General features: G+C 74.4%; 20 protein-coding genes. 10 read left to right on the top strand and 10 right to left on the bottom strand.

The genetic code is table 11. The annotated features are described in order from the left end of the window. Positions 1–23: 23 nt before the first annotated feature. The 7 genes from EV188_RS25065 to EV188_RS25035 form a co-directional block, all read right to left on the bottom strand. Positions 24–1,622, bottom strand: a complete 1,599-nt coding sequence (locus EV188_RS25065) for an IucA/IucC family protein (protein WP_133829044.1) — start codon at positions 1,620–1,622, stop codon at positions 24–26. Continuing rightward, the gene (locus EV188_RS25060) at positions 1,619–3,187 is read right to left on the bottom strand and encodes an IucA/IucC family protein (RefSeq protein WP_166660061.1); all 1,569 of its coding nucleotides are present in this window, start codon (positions 3,185–3,187) and stop codon (positions 1,619–1,621) included. The genes EV188_RS25065 and EV188_RS25060 overlap by 4 nt, the downstream gene beginning before the upstream one ends. Beyond that, positions 3,184–4,128 carry a 2,3-diaminopropionate biosynthesis protein SbnA gene (gene sbnA, locus EV188_RS25055; RefSeq protein WP_243741977.1) on the bottom strand — a complete coding sequence of 315 codons (945 nt, stop codon included), beginning with the start codon at positions 4,126–4,128 and terminating at the stop codon, positions 3,184–3,186. Before sbnA ends, EV188_RS25060 begins: the two co-directional genes overlap by 4 nt. A gap of 175 nt (positions 4,129–4,303) precedes the next feature. After that, complete coding sequence (locus tag EV188_RS25050; RefSeq protein WP_133829041.1) at positions 4,304–4,732, bottom strand: PPOX class F420-dependent oxidoreductase; 429 nt, start codon at positions 4,730–4,732, stop codon at positions 4,304–4,306. Positions 4,733–4,784: 52 nt separating this feature from the next. Further along, positions 4,785–6,014: an MFS transporter gene (locus EV188_RS25045; protein ID WP_133829040.1), complete on the bottom strand. Its 1,230-nt coding sequence runs from the start codon at positions 6,012–6,014 to the stop codon at positions 4,785–4,787. 29 nt (positions 6,015–6,043) lie between these two features. After that, positions 6,044–7,222 carry an alkane 1-monooxygenase gene (locus tag EV188_RS25040; RefSeq protein WP_133829039.1) on the bottom strand — a complete coding sequence of 393 codons (1,179 nt, stop codon included), beginning with the start codon at positions 7,220–7,222 and terminating at the stop codon, positions 6,044–6,046. A 79-nt stretch (positions 7,223–7,301) separates the two neighbouring features. Continuing rightward, on the bottom strand, positions 7,302–7,895 hold the full coding sequence (locus tag EV188_RS25035) for a TetR/AcrR family transcriptional regulator (RefSeq protein WP_133829038.1): 594 nt from the start codon (positions 7,893–7,895) through the stop codon (positions 7,302–7,304). Positions 7,896–8,176: 281 nt separating this feature from the next. Between EV188_RS25035 and EV188_RS25030 the strand changes: the two genes are divergently transcribed. Next, positions 8,177–8,971, top strand: coding sequence for a hypothetical protein (locus EV188_RS25030; protein ID WP_133829037.1), 795 nt, complete (start codon positions 8,177–8,179; stop codon positions 8,969–8,971). 223 nt (positions 8,972–9,194) lie between these two features. Here the strand turns inward: EV188_RS25030 and EV188_RS25025 are convergent, their stop codons facing one another. After that, a complete protein-coding gene (locus EV188_RS25025; RefSeq protein ID WP_133829036.1) occupies positions 9,195–10,469 on the bottom strand; it encodes a cytochrome P450 in 1,275 nt (424 codons plus the stop codon). Positions 10,470–10,699: 230 nt separating this feature from the next. Here EV188_RS25025 and EV188_RS25020 point away from each other — a divergent pair, with 230 nt between their 5' ends. Both EV188_RS25020 and metX read left to right on the top strand, forming a co-directional pair. Then, complete coding sequence (locus EV188_RS25020) at positions 10,700–12,007, top strand: bifunctional o-acetylhomoserine/o-acetylserine sulfhydrylase (RefSeq protein ID WP_133829035.1); 1,308 nt, start codon at positions 10,700–10,702, stop codon at positions 12,005–12,007. Positions 12,008–12,015: 8 nt separating this feature from the next. After that, positions 12,016–13,137 carry a homoserine O-acetyltransferase MetX gene (metX, locus tag EV188_RS25015; RefSeq protein ID WP_133829034.1) on the top strand — a complete coding sequence of 374 codons (1,122 nt, stop codon included), beginning with the start codon at positions 12,016–12,018 and terminating at the stop codon, positions 13,135–13,137. Here the strand turns inward: metX and EV188_RS25010 are convergent. Continuing rightward, positions 13,127–13,399: an ArsR/SmtB family transcription factor gene (locus EV188_RS25010; RefSeq protein WP_133829099.1), complete on the bottom strand. Its 273-nt coding sequence runs from the start codon at positions 13,397–13,399 to the stop codon at positions 13,127–13,129. The genes metX and EV188_RS25010 overlap by 11 nt on opposite strands. A gap of 192 nt (positions 13,400–13,591) precedes the next feature. Between EV188_RS25010 and EV188_RS25005 the strand changes: the two genes are divergently transcribed. Further along, entirely contained in the window at positions 13,592–14,707 is a 1,116-nt protein-coding gene (locus EV188_RS25005; RefSeq protein WP_133829033.1) for a DUF418 domain-containing protein, read from the top strand. On the opposite strand, the gene EV188_RS25000 is transcribed toward EV188_RS25005, so the two are convergent. After that, positions 14,677–15,921, bottom strand: a complete 1,245-nt coding sequence (locus EV188_RS25000; RefSeq protein WP_133829032.1) for a M23 family metallopeptidase — start codon at positions 15,919–15,921, stop codon at positions 14,677–14,679. The genes EV188_RS25005 and EV188_RS25000 overlap by 31 nt on opposite strands. A gap of 156 nt (positions 15,922–16,077) precedes the next feature. Between EV188_RS25000 and EV188_RS24995 the strand changes: the two genes are divergently transcribed. From EV188_RS24995 to EV188_RS24970, 6 genes are all read left to right on the top strand, one after another. Continuing rightward, positions 16,078–17,832 carry a sensor histidine kinase gene (locus tag EV188_RS24995; protein ID WP_166660060.1) on the top strand — a complete coding sequence of 585 codons (1,755 nt, stop codon included), beginning with the start codon at positions 16,078–16,080 and terminating at the stop codon, positions 17,830–17,832. Beyond that, positions 17,820–18,458: a response regulator transcription factor gene (locus EV188_RS24990; protein ID WP_133829030.1), complete on the top strand. Its 639-nt coding sequence runs from the start codon at positions 17,820–17,822 to the stop codon at positions 18,456–18,458. Before EV188_RS24995 ends, EV188_RS24990 begins: the two co-directional genes overlap by 13 nt. A gap of 126 nt (positions 18,459–18,584) precedes the next feature. Then, positions 18,585–18,947, top strand: coding sequence for a cupin domain-containing protein (locus tag EV188_RS24985; protein WP_133829029.1), 363 nt, complete (start codon positions 18,585–18,587; stop codon positions 18,945–18,947). A gap of 62 nt (positions 18,948–19,009) precedes the next feature. Beyond that, positions 19,010–19,738: an alpha/beta hydrolase gene (locus tag EV188_RS24980; RefSeq protein WP_133829028.1), complete on the top strand. Its 729-nt coding sequence runs from the start codon at positions 19,010–19,012 to the stop codon at positions 19,736–19,738. A gap of 40 nt (positions 19,739–19,778) precedes the next feature. After that, the gene (locus tag EV188_RS24975) at positions 19,779–20,687 is read left to right on the top strand and encodes an oxidoreductase (protein ID WP_133829027.1); all 909 of its coding nucleotides are present in this window, start codon (positions 19,779–19,781) and stop codon (positions 20,685–20,687) included. A gap of 29 nt (positions 20,688–20,716) precedes the next feature. Continuing rightward, positions 20,717–21,457, top strand: a complete 741-nt coding sequence (locus EV188_RS24970; protein WP_133829026.1) for a PaaI family thioesterase — start codon at positions 20,717–20,719, stop codon at positions 21,455–21,457. Positions 21,458–21,463 lie beyond the last annotated feature (6 nt).

The following is a 21,463-nucleotide window of genomic DNA, read 5'->3' as shown; positions in this document are numbered from 1 at the left end:
CTTCTGAGCTATAGCTCAGAAGATCACGCACGTAGGGGGTTCGGGAGGGCGTGGACGCGGAGCTCCGTGTCGGGCCAGAGGCGGCGGGTCGTGAGCTTCTCGACGGTCAGGGTCGGCGCGAAGACGTCGAACACCCCGAGGCGCGCCGCGAACCCCGGCACGCGGTCGGCGTGACCACGGATCACCCGCGCCACGACCGCCCAGAACTCCTCCTCGGCGAACCCGTAGTCCGTGCTCAGCAGACGCGCGATCTCCGCGAGGTTCACGAAGCACAGGCAGTCGAGCAGGAACCCGGTCACCTGCTCCACGTCGGTGGTCTCGAGGAACGAGTTGGCGTTCGGGTGGTCGGCGGGCGGGGCCTCGAGCGCCGGCCCCGGCGCCGCCAGCAGGTCGCGCGAGAAGCGCACCCCGTCGTGGAAGTCCTTGAGCGCCACGCGCTGGGGCAGCCCGCCCGCGTGCACGAGCACCATGTTCTGCGCGTGCGCCTCGAGCGCCACCCCGTGCACGACGAGCAGGTGCACCAGCGGTAGCACGGCCGCCGTCGCCAGCCGCTCGGTCCACGCCCGCGCCCCCTGCGCCCGGATCCACGGGTCGATCAGGGGCACGCCGTCGGCCGACCGCGACACGAGCCCCGGGAACGGCACCGCGCGCTCGGCCGGGTGCAGGGACCCGTGCAGGCTCTCCCGCCAGATCGCGCCCAGCCCCGGTTCGACGGTCACGCCGAGGATCTCGCGCAGGACGATGACGCGCGCCTTCTCGGCGAGCACCGGGTCCGAGGCCACGATCCCCGCCAGCCAGTCGGAGATGGGGGCGGCGTTGCGGACGGTGTGCGGCGCGAGCCCGCGTGACGTCGACGTGTTGGTGATCGCCAGCGGGAGCTTCACCGACGGTGCGGTGGGCACGTCCAGACGCGCCAACGTCCGGATCGACGCCTGCGGCCGGTAGGCATCGCCCGTGCCCACCACGCGCAGCGCGCCCGAGGCGAGGGCGTCGACGTGGTGGACGGCCACGTGGTGGTCCCACTGCCACGGGTGCACGGGGATCCCGACGCGTCCCGCCGGCGCGGTCCACACCGTCGCCGGGTCGAGCCCCGCCGACGCCACGACCGAGGTCAGCGACGGGTCGGCGTCGAGCAGCACCGGGTGCACGGTCGGCGCGAACTCCGGGGTGTAGGCGAGCAGGTCGCCGACCCCGAACCCGGTCCGCGACTTGTACGCCGGGTGGTAGCGGTGCCCGTCGGCGGTCAGGGCCTCGAGGACGTCGTGCCCGGCGTCCGGGTCCAGCGGCCCGTCCGGGCGCGCCTGCCGCGCCAGCGCGTCGCCGAGCACGGTCGACGCCAGCTCGTGGGCGAGCCGCGCCCGGCACGCCGGGTCGGCGCGGACGGGGGCCTCGGTGAGGAACTCGTGCGGGGTGACCGGGGCGCCGGAGCGCGTCACCGGACCCGTCAGCCGCACCCGCCCGAACGACGGCGTCCGCTCGAACGTCAGCGCGAACGGCCCCGCGCGCGTCCCGGGGGAGCCGTCGCCGACGACGTCCACCGCGTCCTCGAGCACCAGCGACTCGACGAGCTGGGCGAGCACCCGCTCGCGCACAGGACCGACCTCGGAGACCGGGAACGTCATCGCACCGCCCGCAACGGGTTCGGCACGCGCACCACGCCCGCCGGCATGCTCGTGCCCCGCGACGGCCCGCGCTCGAGCAGCGGGCGCAGCACGGAGCGGTACGGCCAGGTGTCGGCGTCGAGGAGCACGGCGTGCAGTGTGCTGCGCACGACCGGGCTGCGCGTCGCGCCGACCGCGTCCTCGACCGCCCGCCGGATCTCCGGCCACCAGCACGGCTCCGGTCGCCCCGTCGCCCGCGCCAGCGCGTCGACCAGGCCGCCCAGCCCCACCTCGACGGCCAGCGTCGCGAAGAACCCGATCAGCGCGCCGGGCGTGTCGAGGCGCAGCGACTGGGTCCCGCCGGGCGCGAGCCGGTACGCGGGGTCGGGCACCGAGAGCCACCGGGGATGCACGCGCACGGCGTCGTGGTCGCGCAGCACCACCCGCACGACGCGCTCGCCGGACAGGTCCAGCAGCACGTTCTGCCCGTGCATCTCGGGCAGGACGCCGTGGCGCAGGAACCCGATCCCGACCTCGACGACGGCCCGGACGGCGGAGGCGAACAGCTCCTCGGACGCGCCGTCGAAGGCCAGCGCCGCCAGCGGCAGCCGCCGCGTCCCGATCCCGGGCGGCGGCAGCCGGCGCACCAGCGCCGCCAGGTGCCCGGGACGGTCGTGGAACTCGTCGGTGCCGTCGGGCGCCGCGAACCCCGACCACGCCGTCTCGTCGGCGACGGCGACGCGCGTGGCGAGCTCCGGGTCGGCGGCGAGCACGCGGCGCAGGACCTGCTCGCCGCGCTGCCCGTGGTCGAGCGAGCGCGCGCCGAGCAGCCGCGCCGACCCGAGCGTCGTCACCCCGAGGGGCATCTTGAGGTGCCGGCCGTTGCCGAGGTCGAGGGTCCGCAGCGACGCCGTCGCCACTCCCGAGGCGACCCCGCGGGCCAGCGGTACGACGACGCCGTCGGCGATCTCGCGGGCGAACACGTTCGGCAGGACGTGCTCGCGGTCGAACGGGTGCACGGGCAGGGCGCGGTGGCCGTCGGGAGCCTCGGGGGCATCGTCGAGGGCAAGAGGAGTACGACCGTGCCGCAGGTGGTCCTCCCGCACCGCCACCCAGTCCGGGGCGACCGTCCGCCCCGGTCCCCAGCGGTCCAGGTCGGCGCGCGTCCACCCGCCGACGGCCCGCGCGGTCGGGTGGAACGGGCGCCCGCGCGCGGCGGCGGCGACCTCGCCGTCCGCGTCGGAGGGCCGCAGCACGTGGGAGACGGCCGTGGCGAGGTCCCGCGCCACGACGTCGCGGCACGGCGCGTCGGGGGCGAGCAGGGCCAGGACCTCGGCGGGGTCGGTGGTCTCGCGCAGCGTCGGGCCCACGAGCACCGGCCCGTCGACGTACCGGGTCCGCTGCAGCACCCCGTCCGCGCGGGCGCGCCAGGCGAGGCAGCCCCCGTCGGCGAGCCGCACGCGCACCCACGTGCCGGGGCGCCCCTCGGGGCCCGGGGCGAGCGACGCCGACGCGAGGCCGGCGAGGTCCTCGGCGACCGCGGCGTCGAGCAGGTCGCGCAGGACGAGGGTCTCGGCCGTCGTCACGGGAGGCGCCGGGCCCGCGCCCGGTCGAGCCAGGCGTCGTCCCACACGCGATCGAGGTAGCGGTCGCCGCGGTCGGGGAAGATCGCGACGATCCGCGCGGGCGGCGTGACGTCGCGGACGACGCGGCGCACCGCGGTGACGACGGCGCCGGTCGACCCGCCCGCGAAGATCGCCTCGGTGGCGAGCAGCTCGCGGCACGCCTCGGCGGCGGTGGCGTCGTCGACCTGCTCGACGCGGTCGATCTCGGCGGGGGAGTGCAGCTCGGGGACGCGGCTGGACCCGAGACCCGGCAGCTCGCGCCGCCCGCCCGGTCCGCCGAAGATCACCGAGCCGACGGCGTCGGCGGCGACGACCTCGAGCGGGTCGCAGACCTCGCGCAGCCGCCGCGCGCAGCCCAGCAGGCTGCCGGTGGTCGACACGGCGCCGACCAGGTGTGTCGGCGGGACGATCAGCGCGTCGGCGATCTCGGCGCCGGTGCCGTGGTAGTGCGCGAGCCAGTTCCGGTCGTTGGCGTACTGGTTGATCCACACGGTGTCGGGGGTCGTCGCGAGGATCTCGTGCACGCGGGCGAGCCGGGTGTGCAGGTAGCCGCCGGCCTCGTCGGGCTCGTCGACCGTCTCCACGTCCGCCCCGAGCCCGCGCATGATCGCGACGTTGGCGGGGCTGGCGTGCGGGTCGAAGACGCAGGTGAAGGCCAGCCCGTGCAGGCGGGCGGCCATCGCGACGGCGACCCCGAAGTTGCCGGAGCTCGACTCCACCAGCCGGCTGCCCGGCGGGATCGAGCCGTCCGCGAGCCCGCTGTCGACGATGTAGCGCGCCGAGCGGTCCTTCATGCTCCCGCCGGGGTTCATCAGCTCGAGCTTGGCGAGCACCTGGACCCCGGGCCGGCGGAACAGCCGGCCGAGCGCCACCAGCGGCGTGGTGCCGACCGTGCCGAGCACGGAATCGTGGACGGGTTCGAGATCTGTCCGGGACCCACCGGCGAGGGTCACTCACACCTCCGTCGCGACGCGGCTGAGCCGGGGTGGGGACCCATTGCGGAGGGTCCCGCCCCGACCCAGGCAACCCTAACCACGCGGAGGGCCGTGCCGATCGGGTGACCGGAGGGGGCCCGGATCAGCCCGCGTTGTCGGGAACGTCCGAGGCCTTGACCTGGCCCCAGCCGTGCCAGCGGTCGACCTCGATCCACGCGGCGACCCGTGCGCGATCACGGATGGGGTAGGGCTTGCCGGTGTAGTGCTTCGACGCGCGGTCGATGATCGCGAGGTCGGTGTCGTCGGCCCACTCGACGACGCGGCCCTGGATGCTGACGTGGGTGTACCAGTCGTCCTCGGCCAGGACGGTGATCGAGGCGCGGGGGTCGTTGCGCAGGTACTCGACCCGCTTGCGCTGGGCGTCCATGTTGACGAGCACCCGGCCGTCCTCCCAGAGGTACCAGGTGGCCACCGAGACGGGCTGGCCGTCGCCCCGGATCGACGTGATGACGCTCGGGTTGGGGCGGGTCAGCAGCTGCTGGACCTCGTCGGGCAGCGGGGGCTTCGGCATGCGGGGTCCTCTCGAGAGGTGATCGTCCTCGGTCGCGGGCCGTGTACCCGGCTCAGGCCTCGGCGCACTCCGGGGCGGCGGTGCGGCGGGAGCGGGCCCGGACGACGAGGGCGCGCGCGACCACCGCGGTCAGGCCGAGGGCCACGACGACCAGGCCGTAGCCCTCGGCGACCGGCTGCAGGCCGACCTGCACGGTCGCGAACCCCGCGACGACCGCCGGCACGCTGAACGCGAGGTAGGCGATCGTGTAGGCGACGGCCATGAGCTCGCCGCGGTTCTCCGGCGCCGCGATGCGGGCCAGCGTGCCGAAGCAGGCCAGCGACGCCGACCCGAACCCGACGCCGGCGACGACCGTGCCCGCCGCGGTCCCGAGCGGCGAGCCGAGCGCCAGGGCGCCGAGGGTGATCAGGGTGCCGACGGCGAGCAGCCCGCCCGCGGGGGCGAGCAGCGACTCGGGGGAGCGGCGGAACGCGACGACCGCGCTCAGCGCGCCGACCCCGCAGAGCAGGGTGACGACGATGCCGCCGACGAGGTGGCTCTGCAGGCCCAGGATCTGCGCGGCCACCGACGGGCCGAGCGAGAGGTAGAGCCCGCCGAGCGCCCAGCTCGCCGCGAGCACGGGGACGATCGCGAGGACGTCGGCGCGCAGTCCCGTGGGGATGCTCAGGCGAGGACGCAGCGAGGCGAGGGCGCCGGCCCGTCGGGGCGCGGTCTCGGGCAGGACGGCGAGCACCACGGCCACGACGGCGAACCCGGCGAGCAGCACGATCCACACCAGCCGCGTCGGGGCCGGCGCGAACTCCACGAGCAGCCCGCAGCCCAGCGCGCCGAGCGCGAGGCCGATCAGCGGCGTCGCGGCGTTGGCGAGGCCGGCGCGCCGCGGGTGCAGGTCGACGAGCGTCGCGGCCATCGCCGTGATCGCCGCGCCGGTCGCCGCGCCCTGCACAGCCCGCGCCACGAGCAGCATCGTCACGTTCGACGCGACGAGGAACAGGACCACGGCCGCCGTCTGCACGACCAGGGCGGCGGCGAGGACGGGGCGGCGCCCGACGTGGTCGGAGAGGCCGCCGACCACCAGCAGCGACGCCAGCAGGAACAGCACGTAGACCGCGAACACCAGCGTCAGCGTCGCGGCCGAGAAGCCCCAGGCGGCCTGGTAGACGACGTAGAGCGGCGACGGGACGCTCGAGGCGGCCAGGAAGAGCACGACGACCCCGGCCACCGCGGCGAACAGCCGGCCGCGGCGGACGGGGTCGAGGGCGTCGGCGGGTGCGGTGCTCACTTAGAGGGCGAACACCCGCGTCGTCGGTTCTATGTCCGCGCGTAGCGGGTGAGGTACCGCTCACGCTTGCGCGGGTGGATGTTCGCGAGCGTGACGTCGCCGTCGTAGTGGGCGAGCACCTTGCGGTCCATCATCGCCCGCCAGATCGGCGGGAAGAGCGCCACGACGATCATCGAGCCGTAGCCGCTGGGCAGCTGCGGCGACTCCTCGAAGTGCCGCAGCGTCTGGTAGCGGCGCAGCGGGTTGGCGTGGTGGTCGGAGTGGCGCTGCAGCTGGTAGAGCAGCAGGTTTGACACGGTGTGGTCGGCGTTCCAGCTGTGCCGCGGGTCGGTGCGCTCATAGCGCCCGTCCTCGCGCTTCGCGCGCTTGAGCCCGTAGTGCTCCAGGTAGTTGACGACCTCGAGCAGCGAGAACCCGACGACGGCCTGCAGGACGAGCCAGGGCAGCACGACGGGGCCGAAGGCGACGGTCAGGGCGACGAACAGCACGACCGTCATGGCCCAGGCGATCAGGATCTCGTGGTCGAACGGCGTGTGGCTGCCCTTCGAGCGGCGCTTGGTCTCCAGGTGCCACGACGAGCGCAGGCTGCCCCAGACCGTGCGCGGCAGGAACGTCCAGAAGCCCTCGCCGAGCCGCGAGCTGGCCGGGTCCTCCGGGGTCGCGACGCGGACGTGGTGGCCGCGGTTGTGCTCGACGTAGAAGTGCCCGTAGGCGGAGCTGGCCAGCGCGATCTTCGAGAGCCAGCGCTCGACGTCCTCGCGCTTGTGGCCCAGCTCGTGGGCGGTGTTGATGGCGACGCCGGAGACGACCCCCATCGTCAGCGCGAGGCCGAGCTGCGAGTACCAGGGCAGGTCCCAGGTCGCCCAGACCCAGCAGCAGAACACGAGGCTCGCGTACTGGATCGGCAGGAACAGGTACGTGACCCAGCGGTAGTAGCGGTCGGCCTCGAGCCGCTCGCGCTCCGACTCCGGCGGGTTGTCGTCGGTGGCGCCGAACACCAGGTCCAGGCCCGGCAGGATCACGAACAGGATCATCGGGCCGACCCACCACCAGCCGGCCCACCCAGTGGCGGACACCAGGCCGGCACCCAGGAACGGCATCGCCGGCATCACGGTGGCCAGCGGCCAGAGGTAACGCTTGCGGTCACGCCACGGGCGCTGGGGTGCACCTTTGGCGTTCTCTTCGGTGGTGACTTCGGTGGTGCTCATGGGCCTGTCTCCCTCGACGCGACGGCTCGCGACCGAGTGTGGAGTGTGACCCGTTCAGAAACAAGACCGAATTTTTGTCTCAATTTGGCGTTCGGAGTAACGCGGAGACGAGGTGGTTGACGCGCACGCCGACGTCGACGGGGTCGAGCGACGGGGCCACGACATGGGAGATGACCAGGCGGACCACCGCGTCGACGGTCTCCTCGACCAGGGTCGGCAGGAGCTCCGGGCGCCGCTGCACGAGCCAGGTGGCGAGGAGCGAGCGGGCGGACTCCCGGATCGATTCCGAGCGCGAGGTGAGGAACGGCAGCAGGCCGGCGTCACCCGTGCGGCTGCCCGTGAGGACCGCGCGGAGCAGCGGGTTGGCGTTCGCCTCCTCGAGGGTCAGGCGCGTCGCCGCCGCCACCGCGTCCCCGACGTCGTCGTGCTCGGCGAGCGCGCCGCCGATGGCCGTGAAGAACCGCTCGGCCTCGCGCGTCATCAGCGCCTCGCCGAGGCCGTCCTTGTTGCCGAACTCCCGGTAGAGCGTCGGGCGCGAGACCCCGGAGTCGACCGCGATCTCACCGACGCGCACCCGTTCCCAGCCGCGCTCGACGGTGTGCTCGTGGGCGGTCGCCAGGACCCGCTCACGCACCTGGCGCCGGAACTCCAGACGCAAGGACTCGCCGGTCATGCGATCAGTGTCACGCACCGCAACCACGGAGGAGCGTGGAGCAGGGCGCAGACACCCGGTCGGGCCTGAGGGCTCGCGCGGACGCCCCAACGCTGTGGTGCTGGGCAAACCTCGCGACCGGATCAACTCTGACAGCCGTCCGGCAGCGCCGCGCTGAGCTGTACGGAGTCACTTCCTCAGGAAAGGCAACTGGCGAGTAACGACGGTGGCCGATCGCCGATGAGCGCGCAAACCACCCGGGTGCGCCCGGGGGTCCACCATCCGGCCGAAGGGATCTGTGCATGATCGTTCATCGAGGTCGCCTGCTCCCCAGCGTGATCGTCGGTGCTCTCGTCACCGCTTCCCTGACTCTCGGTGCCGGAGTGGCGTCGGCGGCGCCGACCACCTGCAAGGCCGGCGATCGCACGTTCGAGGTCAAAGGCCTTCTGGGTGTCGACAGCGCCGGCCATTGCCTCGTGGCCGGGCTGATCGCCCCGGTCGCTGAGGTGCTCCGGGTCGTCGGCGACACGGCGTCGGAGGTCGCGACCGAGCTCCCCCAAGCGCCCTCGGCCGATGACTCGGCGCCAGACGACTCGCCTGCTGGACAGCCGGACGAGCCCCAGGGGCAACCGTCCGGTGAGAACCAGGCGCCGAGTGATGGGGGAGCGGACCAGGCGCGCGCCGACCAGCAGCTCGCCGCCGACCAGCGAGCTCAGCAGGAAGCCGCTCAGCGCGCCGCCACCGAGGCGGCTCAGCGTGCCGCGCAGGAGCAGGCGGCACGTGGCGCCGTTCTCGCGGGACCCGCTGCGGCGCCCGGCGGGTTGGCCGCCACCGTCCCCGCGCTCCGCTTCGGCACTCCGAATCCGGCCCTGCTCCTCGTGCCGCCGGGGAGCCCGCTGCGGACGCTCGCCGGGCAGAACGAGGGTTCGCGGGTCACGACCACGAGCGACGTCCAGGCGATCGCGTTCGACAACCTCCCGGGCGGGATGGGGACGCCTGCCGTCGTCGGCGTGCTGATCCTGTCGACCCTCGGCGCCTTCGCGCTCCGCCACCGGATCCTGCGCCGCGCCCGTACCTCGGCGTCAACAGGCTCATGATCGCCGTCTCGGTGACGAAACCACGCAGATCTGCGGGGAATCGTCACCGAGACAGTGATCATGCTCGGAAGATCTCGTTCCCCGGAGCGAACGCTCCGCTCAGCGGAACCAACGCTCCACAACTGGGGATCTTGCCGCCGGCTCGGCGTGTCGCGTCGGCGAGGATGTGGCGATCCTGGCCTTGAGTGCCAGCGAAGCCGCATCGCTGGTACAGCCGGCGCGCTCAGGCCCCGCGCGCCGCGTCCGTCCCCGCGAGCGCGACGGGCAGGTGCTTGATCCCGTTGACGAAGACGGTGCGCAGGCGGTCGGGCTCGCCGACGACGCGCAGGTCGGGCATGCCCGCAAAGAGCTCGCGGAACATCACGGCGATCTCGCGGCGGGCGAGGTGCGCGCCGAGGCAGAAGTGCGGGCCGTGCGCGCCGAAGCCCTGGTGCGGGTTGGGGGAGCGGCGCAGGTCCAGGTGCTCGGGGTCGGTGAAGACTGCCGTGTCCCGGTTCGACGACCCGTAGACCAGCAGCAGCTTGTCGCCCTCGGACACGGGAACGCCGCCGACGACGGTGTCCGACACCACCGTCCGCCGCATCCAGTTGATCGGCGAGGCCCAGCGCACGACCTCGTCGACGGCGGTCGGGGTGACCCCCTCGACGTCGCCGGACCACAGCTCCCACTGCTCGGGCTGGAGGTGCATGCCCCAGACGCCGTGGGTGATCGCGTTGCGCGTCGTCTCGTTGCCCGCGACGCAGAGCAGGATGAAGAAGGACGCGATCTCCTGGTGCGTGAGCCGCTCGCCGTCGACGGTGCCGTGCACGAGCGCGGAGGTCACGTCATCACCAGGGGAAGCCTCACGCTGCGCCGCCAGCTCCGTCATCAGCGCCGAGAGCCCGGCGCCGGCGGTGAGGTAGTCGCCGAGCGGGTTGTCCGAGGTCACGTATTCGGGGTCGTCCCCGGCGAGGATGACGTTGGAGTGCGCGAACACCTCGTCGCGGCGTGACTCCGGGATGCCCATCATCTCGCAGATGATCAACAGTGGCATGCGCGCGGAGACGTCGGCGACGAAGTCGAACGAGCCGTCGCCCGCGAGGGCCTTCTCGCGGGCCGCCGCGATCACCGACCGGGACACCCGGGTGACGTCGTCGAGCAGCGCCTCGGTCCGCCGCGGCGTGAACGCCTGCGCGGCGATGCGCCGGATCTTCGTGTGCCTCGGGGCGTCCATGCTGATCAGCGAGCCGAAGAACTCGCCGGCCTCGGGCGGCAGGTCGAGGATCGCGACCGCGCCCTGGCCGGAGCAGAAGAGCTCCGGGTGGCGGCTGACGTGCTCGACGTCGGCGTGCCGCGTCAGCGCGCGGAACCCCGGCCCGGGCGGGAAGCCCGGGAACGACGGCTCGGCGAAGATCGGCAGCTCGTCGTGGGCGCGCAGGGTCGCGAACGCCTCGTAGCGCTGCGCCCAGGGCGCCGCCCAGAACTCGCGATCCCCCAGGTCCACCGTCGGGTGCGCCATGTTGGCAGGTTGCCAGCAACGCGGGTGACGTGCCACGCGGCAGGGTCGTGTTGTGCGCCGCGCCGGGCAGACGGGAGGATCATCGGCGTGGTGCAGGTCGATCTCGAGGGTTTCTGGCCGAGTCGTCGCGGTGACGCGTACGACGAGTGGTGTTGCTGAGGGGCGGCACCCCGTCGAGACGAGCACGATCCCCGCAAGCACCGGATGACGACGATGGAGTTGATCACCACATGACCGACGCGAGCACCGGCTGGTCGTTCGAGACCCAGCAGGTCCACGCGGGCGCGGCCCCGGACACCGCCACGGGCGCCCGGGCCACGCCGATCTACCAGACGACGTCCTACGTCTTCCGCGACACGCAGCACGGCGCGGACCTGTTCAGCCTCGCGGAGCCGGGCAACATCTACACGCGGATCATGAACCCGACGCAGGACGTGCTCGAGCAGCGCGTCGCGGCGCTCGAGGGCGGCGTGGCCGCGCTGGCCTTCGCGTCCGGGTCCGCCGCCACCACTGCGGCGATCCTCAACATCGCCGAGGCCGGCGACCACTTCGTGTCCAGCCCGAGCCTCTACGGCGGCACGTACAACCTGTTCCACTACACGCTGCCCAAGATGGGCATCGAGGTCACGTTCGTCGAGGACCAGGACGACCTCGAGCAGTGGCGCAACGCCGTCCGGCCGAACACCAAGCTGTTCTTCGCCGAGACGATCGCGAACCCGGGCTCGAACGTCCTCGACGTCGCCGGTGTCGCCGCGACGGCCCACGAGGCCGGCGTGCCGCTGCTCGTCGACAACACCGTCCCGACGCCCTACCTGCTGCGCCCGATCGAGCACGGCGCCGACATCGTGATCCACTCGGCCACCAAGTACCTCGGCGGCCACGGCACCACGATCGCGGGCGTCGTCGTCGACGGCGGCACCTTCGACTTCGGGGCGCACGGCGACCGCTTCCCCGGCTTCACCGAGCCCGACCCGAGCTACAACGGGCTCAAGTACTGGGAGGCCCTCGGCCCGGGCGCCTACGCCGCCAAGCTGCGCGTGCAGCTGCTGCGCGACACCGGCGCGGCGATCAGCCCGTTCAACGCGTTCCTCATCATCCAGGGCATCGAGACGCTGTCGCTGCGCCTCGAGCGCCACGTGGCGAACGCCCAGGCCCTGGCCGAGTGGCTCGAGGGCCGCGACGAGGTCGAGCGCGTCTACTACGCGGGCCTGCCGTCGAGCCCGTGGCACGAGGCGGCGAAGAAGTACCTGCCCCGCGGCGCCGGCGCGGTGGTGTCGTTCGACCTGCGCGGCGGCGTCGAGGCCGGGCGCGCGTTCGTCGACGGCACCAGCCTGCACTCGCAGCTGGTGAACATCGGCGACGTCCGCAGCCTCATCGCCCACCCGGCGTCCACGACGCACAGCCAGCTCTCGGAGAACGAGCAGGAGTCGGCGGGTGTCACGCCGGGCCTCGTGCGCCTGGCCGTGGGCATCGAGAACGTCGAGGACCTGAAGGCCGACCTCGAGGCGGGGTTCACCGCAGCGAAGTCCCACGTGTGAGCACGACCGTGACCGTCCTCCCTCCCGCCACCGGTGCGTGGCAGGAGGGGGACCCGGTCGGCGACCGGCTCTTCCTCGACCTCGGCGCGATCACCCTGGAGAGCGGCGAGACGATCCCGGACGTCCGCGTCGCGTACGAGACGTGGGGCCGCTTCGACGGCACCAACGCCGTGCTCGTGCTGCACGCGCTCACCGGCGACAGCCACGTCACCGGGGACGCCGGGCTCGGGCACCCGACGCCCGGCTGGTGGTCCGGGCTGATCGGTCCGGGGCAGAGCGTCGACACCGACCGCTGGTTCGTCGTCGCGCCCAACGTGCTCGGGGGCTGCCAGGGCACCACCGGGCCGTCGACGCCGGCGCCGGACGGGCGCCCGTGGGGCTCGCGGTTCCCGCGCACGACGGTGCGTGACCAGGTGGCCGTCGAGGAGAAGGTCGCCGACGCGCTGGGCATCGACCGCTGGGCCGCGGTGCTCGGCGGGTCGATGGGCGGCATGCGGGCGCTCGAGTGGGCCGTCATGTACCCGTCGCGGGTGGAGCGGCTGCTGCTGCTGTGCTCGCCGGCGGCGGCGTCGGCCGACCAGATCGCCTGGGCGTCGCCGCAGATCGCGGCCATCGTCGAGGACGCCGGCTGGCACGGCGGCGACTACCACGACCTCGCCCGCGGCGAGGGCCCGCACCGCGGCCTCGGCGTCGCGCGGCGGATCGCGCACAACACCTACCGGACCGCCGAGGAGTACGACACGCGGTTCGCGCGGCGCCCGCAGCCGGGCGAGGACCCGGAAACGGGCGGACGCTTCGCCATGGAGAGCTACCTCGACCACCACGCCGGGAAGCTCGTGCACCGCTTCGACGCCGGCAGCTACGTCGAGCTCACCCGGGCCATGAACACCCACGACGTCGCCCGCGGGCGGGGATCGCTGGCCGAGGTGCTGGCGGGCGTCACGGCGCGGACCGTCGTGGCCGGGTCGGTGTCGGACCGCCTCTACCCGCTGCACCAGCAGGAGGAGCTCGCGGCCCTCATCCCGGGTGCGGGCGAGGTGTGGCGCATCGAGTCGCCGTACGGCCACGACGCGTTCCTCATCGAGGCGCGCCGCCTCGAGCAGATCCTCGGGGAGCTGCTCAGAGACTGACCTGGTGCCCGACGACCTCGTGCAGCAGCGCGTGCACGGTCTCGTCGGCGAGCCGGTAGCGCACGACGCGCCCGGCGCGCTGGGTGGCGACGAGTCCCTGGGCGCGCAGCAGCCGCAGCGCCTGGGACGTCGTCGTGTCCTTGAGGCCCGCGGCGACGGCGAGGTCGGACACGCAGATCTCGCCGGCGGCGTGGATGCAGAGCAGCAGCGTCAGGCGGGTCGGGTCGGCGAGCAGCGCGAACCGCGTGACCCACGCGTGCATCGTCTCGCCGCTCGGCAGGGCGGCGATCGCGTCGCACACACCGTGGTTCTCGTTCAGCGCACGATGGCGCTGCTCGAGACGGGCGGCGTCCTCCGTCGTGCCGTCCGGGGGTTCGGTGAGGTGCACCGAACCATCGTGTCATCCTCACGCCGCCGTCGGTCGGCGGCACGGATCACGGCAGGAGGTTCCCGGGTGACCGGACCGACCGGGCTGGCCACGCGGAAGATCACCCCCGACCTCGCGCGGGGCCTCCTGCTCGCCCTCATCGCGGTGGCGAACGCGCACCTCTACCTGGTCGACCGCCCCATCGGCTACCGCGGCTACCCGTCGGGGCTCACCGGGGCCGACGCGGTGATCGCCGTCGTGCAGATGGTGCTCGTCGACGGGCGTGTCTTCCCGCTGTTCGCCGCGCTGCTCGGCTACGGCGTGGCGCGGCTGGCCGACCGGGCGCCCGAGGCGGTGGTGCGCCGGCGCGGGCTCGTGCTGATCGGGATCGGTGCGCTGCACGGGGTGCTGCTCTTCCCCGGCGACATCATCGGCGCCTACGGGCTGGTGATCCTGCTGACGGCGCCGGCGGTGGCGTCGTCGACGTCGCGGGGCCTGCTCGCGGCCGCCGGGGCGGTCGGGGCGTTCGCGGTCTTCCTGGCCTCCGGCGCGAGCGGGCCACAGGGCGTGCCGACGGTGCCGTCGATCGCGGCGCCGACCCTCGGCGCGTTCCTCGCCGGGCACCCGGGGGAGTGGCTCGCGACGACGCTCTTCTCCGCGCTGCTCACCGCGCCCGCGGTGCTGGTCGGGATCGTCGTCGCCCGCTCGGGCACCCTCGACGAGCCGGCCGCGCACCGGGGCCGGCTGGCGCTCTGGGCGACGGGCGGGCTGGTCGCCGGGGTCGCGCTGGGCCTGCCGCTCGCCCTCGCCGTCGTCGGGGTGTGGTCGCCGACGGGCGTGGTCGGCGGCCTGGTCGCCGCCGCGCACGCCGCCGGCGGCTACGCGGGCGCGCTCGGTCTGCTCGGTCTCATGGGGCTGCTGGGCAGCGTGTCCTGGCCGGGGCGGGGTCTCGTCGCGGCGGCCGGGACGTGGTCGATGACCCTCTACCTGTCGCAGTCGGTGGTGTTCGTGGCCGTGTTCGCGACGATCGCGGGCGGACTGGGCCGCACGGCGACGCTGACGACGGCGACGCTGGTCGGCCTCGCGACGTGGTTCGTCGGCGTGGTCGTCGCGGGACTGCTCGCCCGCGCCGGGCACCGGGGCCCGTTCGAGCTGCTCGTGCGCCGGCTGACCTACCTCGGCGGGAAGTCGACCGCGCTGTAGATCAACGGCAGCTCGCCGGACCGGGGACCCGGGGGCGGGTCCGCGACCACGGTCTCCGGGGTCACGGTGCCGACGTAGGTCAGCGTGTCGATCACCCACGGGAGGTTGGTCGCGGTCAGCGGCTGCGGTGAGTCCATGAGCTGGAAGTGCAGGTGGGACTCGCTGGTGTTGCCGGAGTTGCCGGTGCGCGCGATCTCCTGCCCGCGCCGGACCCGGTCACCCACCCGGACCTGCGGCGAACCCGTCTTCAGGTGGGCGTAGAAGGCGAAGACGCCGTTGCCGAGGTCGAGCACGACCCGGTTCCCGCCCAGGTCGGTGACGGGCAGGGTCAGGAACTGGCGCGGCGGGGCCTCGGGGAGCTCGCCGACGACGGACACGACGGTGGCGTCCGCGACGGCGAGCACGGGCTGGTCGAAGGTGAAGTAGCTCTCGTTGCGCGCCGGGTCGCCGGCGTAGGTGGCCTGCGTGCCCGCGGCGAGGTCGACGATCGGGCGGCGGGCGAGGTCGAACCGCGACCAGTCGACGGCGTAGCGCTCGGCGCCGTTGATGCGCCCGTCCAGCGGGAGCATGGCGCCCCGGTGCGGCGAGAGCTCGCAGCACGCGTTGACGGCCACCCAGCTCGGCCCGGTCAGCGGCGGGCCGATGACGACCGGGGCGCGCCCGTCGACCCGGACGGGCGCGCGGGTGACCTGCTCGCTCGACGCCGGGAAGTTCTGCGCGAACTCCGCCTGCCCGGGCGGCAGGGGGCCGAAGGTGGCCCGGACCCGGTGCGCCGTCGTGGCGGGCACCGCCTCGGGCGTGTCGTAGACGTCCTCCAGGATCAGCAGGGCGGTGCCGCCGCCGGGGATCTCCGTGACCGGGACCGGCGGGAGCGGGTAGTCCCCGACGAGCAGGGAGCGGGCCGTCACCTGCGGGCCGGTGACGCTGCCGACGACCCGCCCGGCCGGACCGTCGGCGAGCGACTCGACCGAGGTCACCGTGGCCGCGCGCGGGCCGGCGTTGAGCACCTGCAGCTCGTAGACGACGTGGAGGCGGCCGTCGGTGCCGCGGACCGGCGACGGCGCCTGGTCGTTCGGTGTGATCACCAGCGGGAGGAACGTCGCCGGGTCCTGCGGGGCGGGACCGGCCGGCGGGGGAGCCGCCCCCGCCGTCGTGCACGCGGCGAGCGCCAGGGCCGTCGCGAGGAGGGCGGCGGCGAGACGGGCGCGGGGCATGCCTGCTCCTGGAGTCGCTGAGGCGGGTGATCGGCTTTGACGCTAGGCAGCCGAGCGGCTCGGGGACATGGACCCAGGTCCAGCACCGCCACCCCGGCCCCGGTCCTCCCCGTCGTGGCGCTCGACCCCGGCGCGGCGGCGTGCCACCGTTTCCTCGTGATCACCGGGGGGACGCGTCCGAGCGCCGCGACCCGCACCCTGCGGCTCGCGCTGCGCGTCCTGCTGGGGTCGGTCCTGCTCACCGCGGCGATGGAGTGCGTCCTGCTCCTCGGGAGTCCGGAGGCGCCCTACGGGCTGCTCGTCCTGCTGCCGCTCACCGCCGTCGTCTACGCCGGGGTGGGCACGGTGGCCTGGGCGCGCCGGCCCAGCAACGGCACGGGCCCCCTGCTCGTCGCCGGCGGTCTCGTCTGGCTGGTCGCCGGCCTGGTGAACACCCACGTGCCAGCTCTGATCGCCGCCGGCCAGATCGTCGCCTGGGTGCCGGTCGCGGTCATCCTGCACGTGCTGCTCGCGTTCCCGTCGGGGCGCCTCGAGGGTCCGGGTGCCCGCCTGCTGGCCGCCGCGGGCTACGTCACCGCCGTGGTGCCCCAGCCCGTCCGGTACGCGACCACGCCGCTGGCGCCGCCCTACGACCCGCTGTTCCTCGCCGACCGGCCCGATGTCGCGCACGCCGCCTCGGTCGCGCAGTCGGTCGTCGCGGCCCTGCTCGTCGGCACGGTCGCCGCCACCCTCGTCCGCCGGCTCGTCGTCGCCGACCGCGCCCGGCGGCGGGCGCTCTCGCCGGTCTACGCCTACGGGGCGGTGGCGGTGCTCGCGGTGGCGGTGCTCAGCGCCCTGACCCGCTACGTCGGCGTCGACCCGATCGTCGTGCCCCTCGTCCAGCTGGGCGCGCAGGCCGGCGTCCCGATCGCGGTCACGGTGGCCATGCTGCGGGGCGGGTTCGCGCGGACCGGGGAGCTCGAGGAGCTCGCCGCCTGGCTCGCGCGGGCCGGTCGTAAGGGGGACCTGCGCGGCGCCCTGGCCCGCGCGCTCGGCGACCCGTCGCTGACCCTGGCGTTCCGGGTGGACCGTCCCGAGGGGCCGATCGGTGGCTGGGTCGACGAGTCGGGGGCGCCGGTCGCGCTCCCGGCCGACGGCGCGGACCGGGTGGGAGTGCCGGTGGTGCTCGGGGAGCGCGAGGTCGCCGTCGTCGTCCACGACCGCGCGCTGCTGCCCGACGCCGAGCCGGTCCGGGCGGCCGGGCGCATCGTCGCGCTCGCCGCCGACCGGGAGCGCCTCACCGCCGAGCTGCTCGCGAGCCGCGAGGAGCTGCGCGCCTCCCGGGCGCGCCTCCTGAGCTCCGGCGACAGCGAGCGCCGCCGGCTGGCCCGCGACCTGCACGACCGGCTGCAGAGCCGCCTGGTGATGCTCGGCATCGCCGCGTCCGCCGCCTCGGTCGCCGAGGAGGGCTCGCTGGCGGCGGTGCGGCGGGGGATCGAGGACGCCGTCACCGAGCTCCGGGACCTGGTGCAGGGCGTGATGCCGGCCCTCCTGCTGGAGCGCGGGCTGGTCGCCGCCGTCGAGGACCTGGCCGAGCGCAGCCCTCTGCCGGTGCTGCTCACGACCGAGCCGGGCGCGGACGACGCGCTGCCCCCGGCGGTGGAGAGCACCGTCTACCACGTGGTCGTCGAGGCGGTCACGAACGCGGTGAAGCACGCGCGGGCCACGAAGATCCTCGTGGAGGTGGTCCGCGACGGCGACCGGCTGCGGGTCGAGGTCGCCGACGACGGGGTCGGCGGGGCCGCGGTCGGCGCGGGTGCCGGCTTGCGCGGCGTCGCCGACCGGGCCGGGGCGCTCGGCGGCACCGCGGTCCTCGACAGCCCCGACGACCAGGGCACCCGGCTGGTCCTGGAGGTGCCGTGCGGGTCGTGATCGGCGAGGACGAGGCCCTGCTGCGCGAGGGCCTGGTGCTGGTGCTCGAGCGCGCCGGCATCGAGGTCGCGGGCAGCGCGTCGGACGCCGACGAGGTCGTCGAGCTGGTCCGCCGCCACGGGCCCGACGTGCTCGTCACCGACATCCGGATGCCGCCCACGAACACCGACGACGGGCTGCGCGCCGCGGTGCGCGTGCGGGCCGAGATGCCGGGGACCGGGGTCGTCGTCCTGTCCCAGCACGTCCAGCGCCGCTACGCGCGCGAGCTGCTCGGGGATCGCGCGGCGGGCGTCGGGTACCTGCTCAAGTACCGGATCGCCGACGGCGTCGGGTTCTGCGAGGACCTTCGCCGGGTCGCGGGCGGGGGCACGGCGCTCGACCCCGAGGTCGTCGGCGCGATGATGGCCCGCCGCGACGACGCGATCGACGGTCTCGGCCCGCGCCGGCGCCAGGTGCTGGCCCTCATCGCCGAGGGCCGCACGAACAGCGGGATCGCCCGCCGGCTCTCGATCACCGAGAAGGCCGTGGTGGCGCACTCGTCGGGCATCTACGACGCCCTCGGGCTCGCCGCGACGGACGACGACCACCGTCGGGTGCTCGCCGTCGTTCACTATCTGACGCGCTGACGCGAGCTTTCGCTGGGCCGAACGAGTGGTGCCCGCCGCCGACCCTCCCCGATGCGCTCACACTGGGCGACCCCGTGGCGCATCCAGGAGCCGCGGAGAAGAGGAGACCCCCAGAGGAGAACCGCCATGCCCGCGATCGAGCACCGGAACATGGGCGCCCCCGACGAGACGCGCAGCCCGGAGAAGACCACTCTCGAGGTCGTGCAGCTGGGCGACGCGACCGTCGCCCGCCTCACGCTGCAGCCGGGGTGGCGGTGGTCGGAGTGCATCCGCCCGGTGGTCGGCGGGGAGAGCTGCCAGGCGGCCCACCTGGGCTACGTCGTGTCGGGATGCATCCACGTGGCCGCGGACGACGGCACCGAGGCGGACATCGTCGCCGGGGAGACCTACCGGCTGACGCCCGGCCACGACGCCTGGGTGGTCGGCGACCAGCCCGTCATCGGGCTCGAGTTCGAGACCAAGACCGCGGAGACGTACGCGCGCGGCTGATCGGCGTATGTGAGCGAACTTTGGTGCTATAGCACCAAAGTTCGCTCACATAAGGTCGGGGCGTGAAGGAGCTGCCACCGCCGGTGCGTTGGTGGGGGCACCCGTTCCGCGAGGCGCGGCTGCACCTCGAGCTGACCCGCCTGCTGCTGTCCGCCACCTGGCGCGGCGAGGACGTGCCGCACGGCGCGGGCGCGCCGGTCCTGCTCGTGCCGGGGTTCCTCGCCGGCGACGTCTCGCTCACCGTCCTGCACGACTGGCTGCGCCGGATCGGCCACCGCTCCTACCGCTCGGGCATCGTGTGGAACGTCGACTGCTCCGAGGCCGCCGTGCGCCGCCTCGACCGGCGCCTCGCCGAGGTCGCCGACCGCGCGGGCGAGCCCGTCACCCTCGTCGGGCACAGCCGCGGCGGCCTGTTCGCCAGGGCGCTCGCCGTCCGCAGCCCCGGGCTGGTCCGGCGGGTCGTCGCGCTCGGCAGCCCGCTGGCCTCGCAGCTCGACGCGTCGGTGCTCACCCTCGCCGCGGTCAGCGGGGCGCGCGTCGCCCAGAACCTCGTGCGCCCGCACCGGCCCCACTGCCTGACCGTGCGCTGCCCCTGCGCGTTCTCCGACGACCTGGTCGCCCCGACGCCGCCGCCCGTGGTCGCGATCTGGAGCGCCGAGGACGGGATCGTGCGCCCGTCGTCGTGCCGCCCCGACGACGCCGAGTGCCGCGAGGTCCGCGGCAGCCACGTCGGGCTGGGCGTGAACGTGGAGGTGTACCGCCACCTGGCCGAGATCCTCGTGCGACGGTGACCACCGTTTGACGCAGCGGACGGCGGGGCACCGATCCCGCATGACTGCGTGGACTCCCGCCGACATCGGCGACCAGTCAGGCCGCACCTTCGTCGTGACCGGCGCCAACTCCGGGATCGGCCTCGAGGCCTCCCGTGACCTCGTGCGCGCCGGCGCCCGGGTCGTGCTCGCCGTGCGCGACACCGAGAAGGGCGCCCGGGCGGCCGCGGAGATCGGCGACGGCGCCCGTGGCACCACCGACGTCCGGAAGCTCGACCTCGCCGACCTCGCCTCGGTGCGCGCGTTCGTCGCCGACCTCGACGGCCCCGTCGACGTGCTGGTGAACAACGCCGGGCTGATGGCGATCCCGGAGCGGCGCACGGTCGACGGCTTCGAGATGCAGGTCGGCACCAACTTCCTCGGCCACTTCGCGCTCACCGGGCTGCTGCTCGACGTCCTCACCGACCGCGTGGTGACGCTCTCGAGCGCCGCGCACCGCATCGGCAGCATCGACCTGTCCGACCTCAACTGGCGCCGCCGCCGCTACCAGCGCTGGCTCGCCTACGGGCAGTCCAAGCTCGCCGACCTCATGTTCGCCTACGAGCTCGAGCACCGGTTCGTCGCCGCTGGCTCGCCGCTGCGCTCGATGGCCGCGCACCCCGGCTACAGCGCCACCAACCTGCAGAGCCGCACCGAGTCGGTGCAGGACGCGGTGATGGGGGTGTTCAACAAGGTCGTGGCCCAGGGCCCGGCGATGGGCGCCCAGCCCACGCTGTACGCGGCGACGGTGCCCGACCTGCCCGGCGGCACCTACGTCGGTCCGAGCGGGTTCCAGGAGATCTCGGGGCCGCCGGTGCCGGTGGGCTCCACGGTCGCGTCGCACGACCGCGAGACCCAGGCCGCCCTGTGGGACCTCGCGGTCGAGCTCACCGGGGTCACGCCGCGCATCCGCTCCGGCGCGCGGTCCTGAGCACGGCCCTGGAGGCGCCGCTCGCGCAGTTGCGGCGCTGCGTCGACGACGACCTCGCGCTCGCCCCGGTGCACGCCGTCGTCGGGGCGCGCCTGCGCTCGATCGAGCCGGGGCGCGCCGTCGCGACCCTGCCGGGCGCCGACGCGCGGGGTCTCGACGCGGCGCTCTGGCTGCTCGCCGACTTCGTCTCCGGGCTCGCCGTCACGGGCACGCTGGCGCCGGGGGAGCGGATCACGACGCTGCGGCTGACGGTGCACGTCGTCGACCGCGACGTCGTGGGCGGCCTCCACGGCGTCGGCACCCTCGACGAGAAGGCCGACGACGTCGCCCTGAGCACCGCGGTGATCACCGACGACGCCGGGCGCACGGTCGCGCGCGCCACCGGGCGGAACGCGGTGCTGGCCGACGCGGTGGCAACGACCACGCGCCCGGGCGACGCCCCGGCCTGGTCGGAGCCGCCGCGGCGGGCCGCCGACCTGGTCGTCGACGGGGCCTCGCCCGACCCGCTCGCGGTCAACTACGCCGGCGTCGTGCAGGGCGGGGTGCTCGCGTCGCTGCCGGCGGTCATGCTGGCGGACGTGCTCGGCGGCCCGCCGGACGAGGCGACCGCGACGTTCCTGCGCGCCGTGCCCGTCGACGGCCGCACCGTGCACGTCACCACCGAGGTCGAGCACGGCGGGCGGCGCCTGCGCAGCGGCCGCGCGGTGCTGCGGGACGACCGCGACCGCACGGTGCTGACCGTGACGGGGCTGCGCTACAGCGCGGGGTGACGAGTC

Source organism: Actinomycetospora succinea, assembly GCF_004363095.1.
GTDB classification, from domain to species: domain Bacteria; phylum Actinomycetota; class Actinomycetes; order Mycobacteriales; family Pseudonocardiaceae; genus Actinomycetospora; species Actinomycetospora succinea.
Note: the sequence above shows the minus strand (reverse complement) of the source record. Positions and strands in the feature narration are given on the sequence as shown.

Bases quoted from the DNA above. Each gene is read 5' to 3' on its own strand.
- EV188_RS25065 (WP_133829044.1), bottom strand. From the start codon at position 1,622: ATGACGTTCCCGGTCTCCGAGGTCGGTCCTGTGCGCGAGCGGGTGCTC.
- EV188_RS25050 (WP_133829041.1), bottom strand. From the start codon at position 4,732: ATGCCGAAGCCCCCGCTGCCCGACGAGGTCCAGCAGCTGCTGACCCGC.
- EV188_RS25040 (WP_133829039.1), bottom strand. From the start codon at position 7,222: ATGAGCACCACCGAAGTCACCACCGAAGAGAACGCCAAAGGTGCACCC.
- EV188_RS25035 (WP_133829038.1), bottom strand. From the start codon at position 7,895: ATGACCGGCGAGTCCTTGCGTCTGGAGTTCCGGCGCCAGGTGCGTGAG.
- EV188_RS25030 (WP_133829037.1), top strand. From the start codon at position 8,177: ATGATCGTTCATCGAGGTCGCCTGCTCCCCAGCGTGATCGTCGGTGCT.
- EV188_RS25025 (WP_133829036.1), bottom strand. From the start codon at position 10,469: ATGGCGCACCCGACGGTGGACCTGGGGGATCGCGAGTTCTGGGCGGCG.
- EV188_RS25020 (WP_133829035.1), top strand. From the start codon at position 10,700: ATGACCGACGCGAGCACCGGCTGGTCGTTCGAGACCCAGCAGGTCCAC.
- EV188_RS25010 (WP_133829099.1), bottom strand. From the start codon at position 13,399: ATGCACGCGTGGGTCACGCGGTTCGCGCTGCTCGCCGACCCGACCCGC.
- EV188_RS25000 (WP_133829032.1), bottom strand. From the start codon at position 15,921: ATGCCCCGCGCCCGTCTCGCCGCCGCCCTCCTCGCGACGGCCCTGGCG.
- EV188_RS24985 (WP_133829029.1), top strand. From the start codon at position 18,585: ATGCCCGCGATCGAGCACCGGAACATGGGCGCCCCCGACGAGACGCGC.
- EV188_RS24975 (WP_133829027.1), top strand. From the start codon at position 19,779: ATGACTGCGTGGACTCCCGCCGACATCGGCGACCAGTCAGGCCGCACC.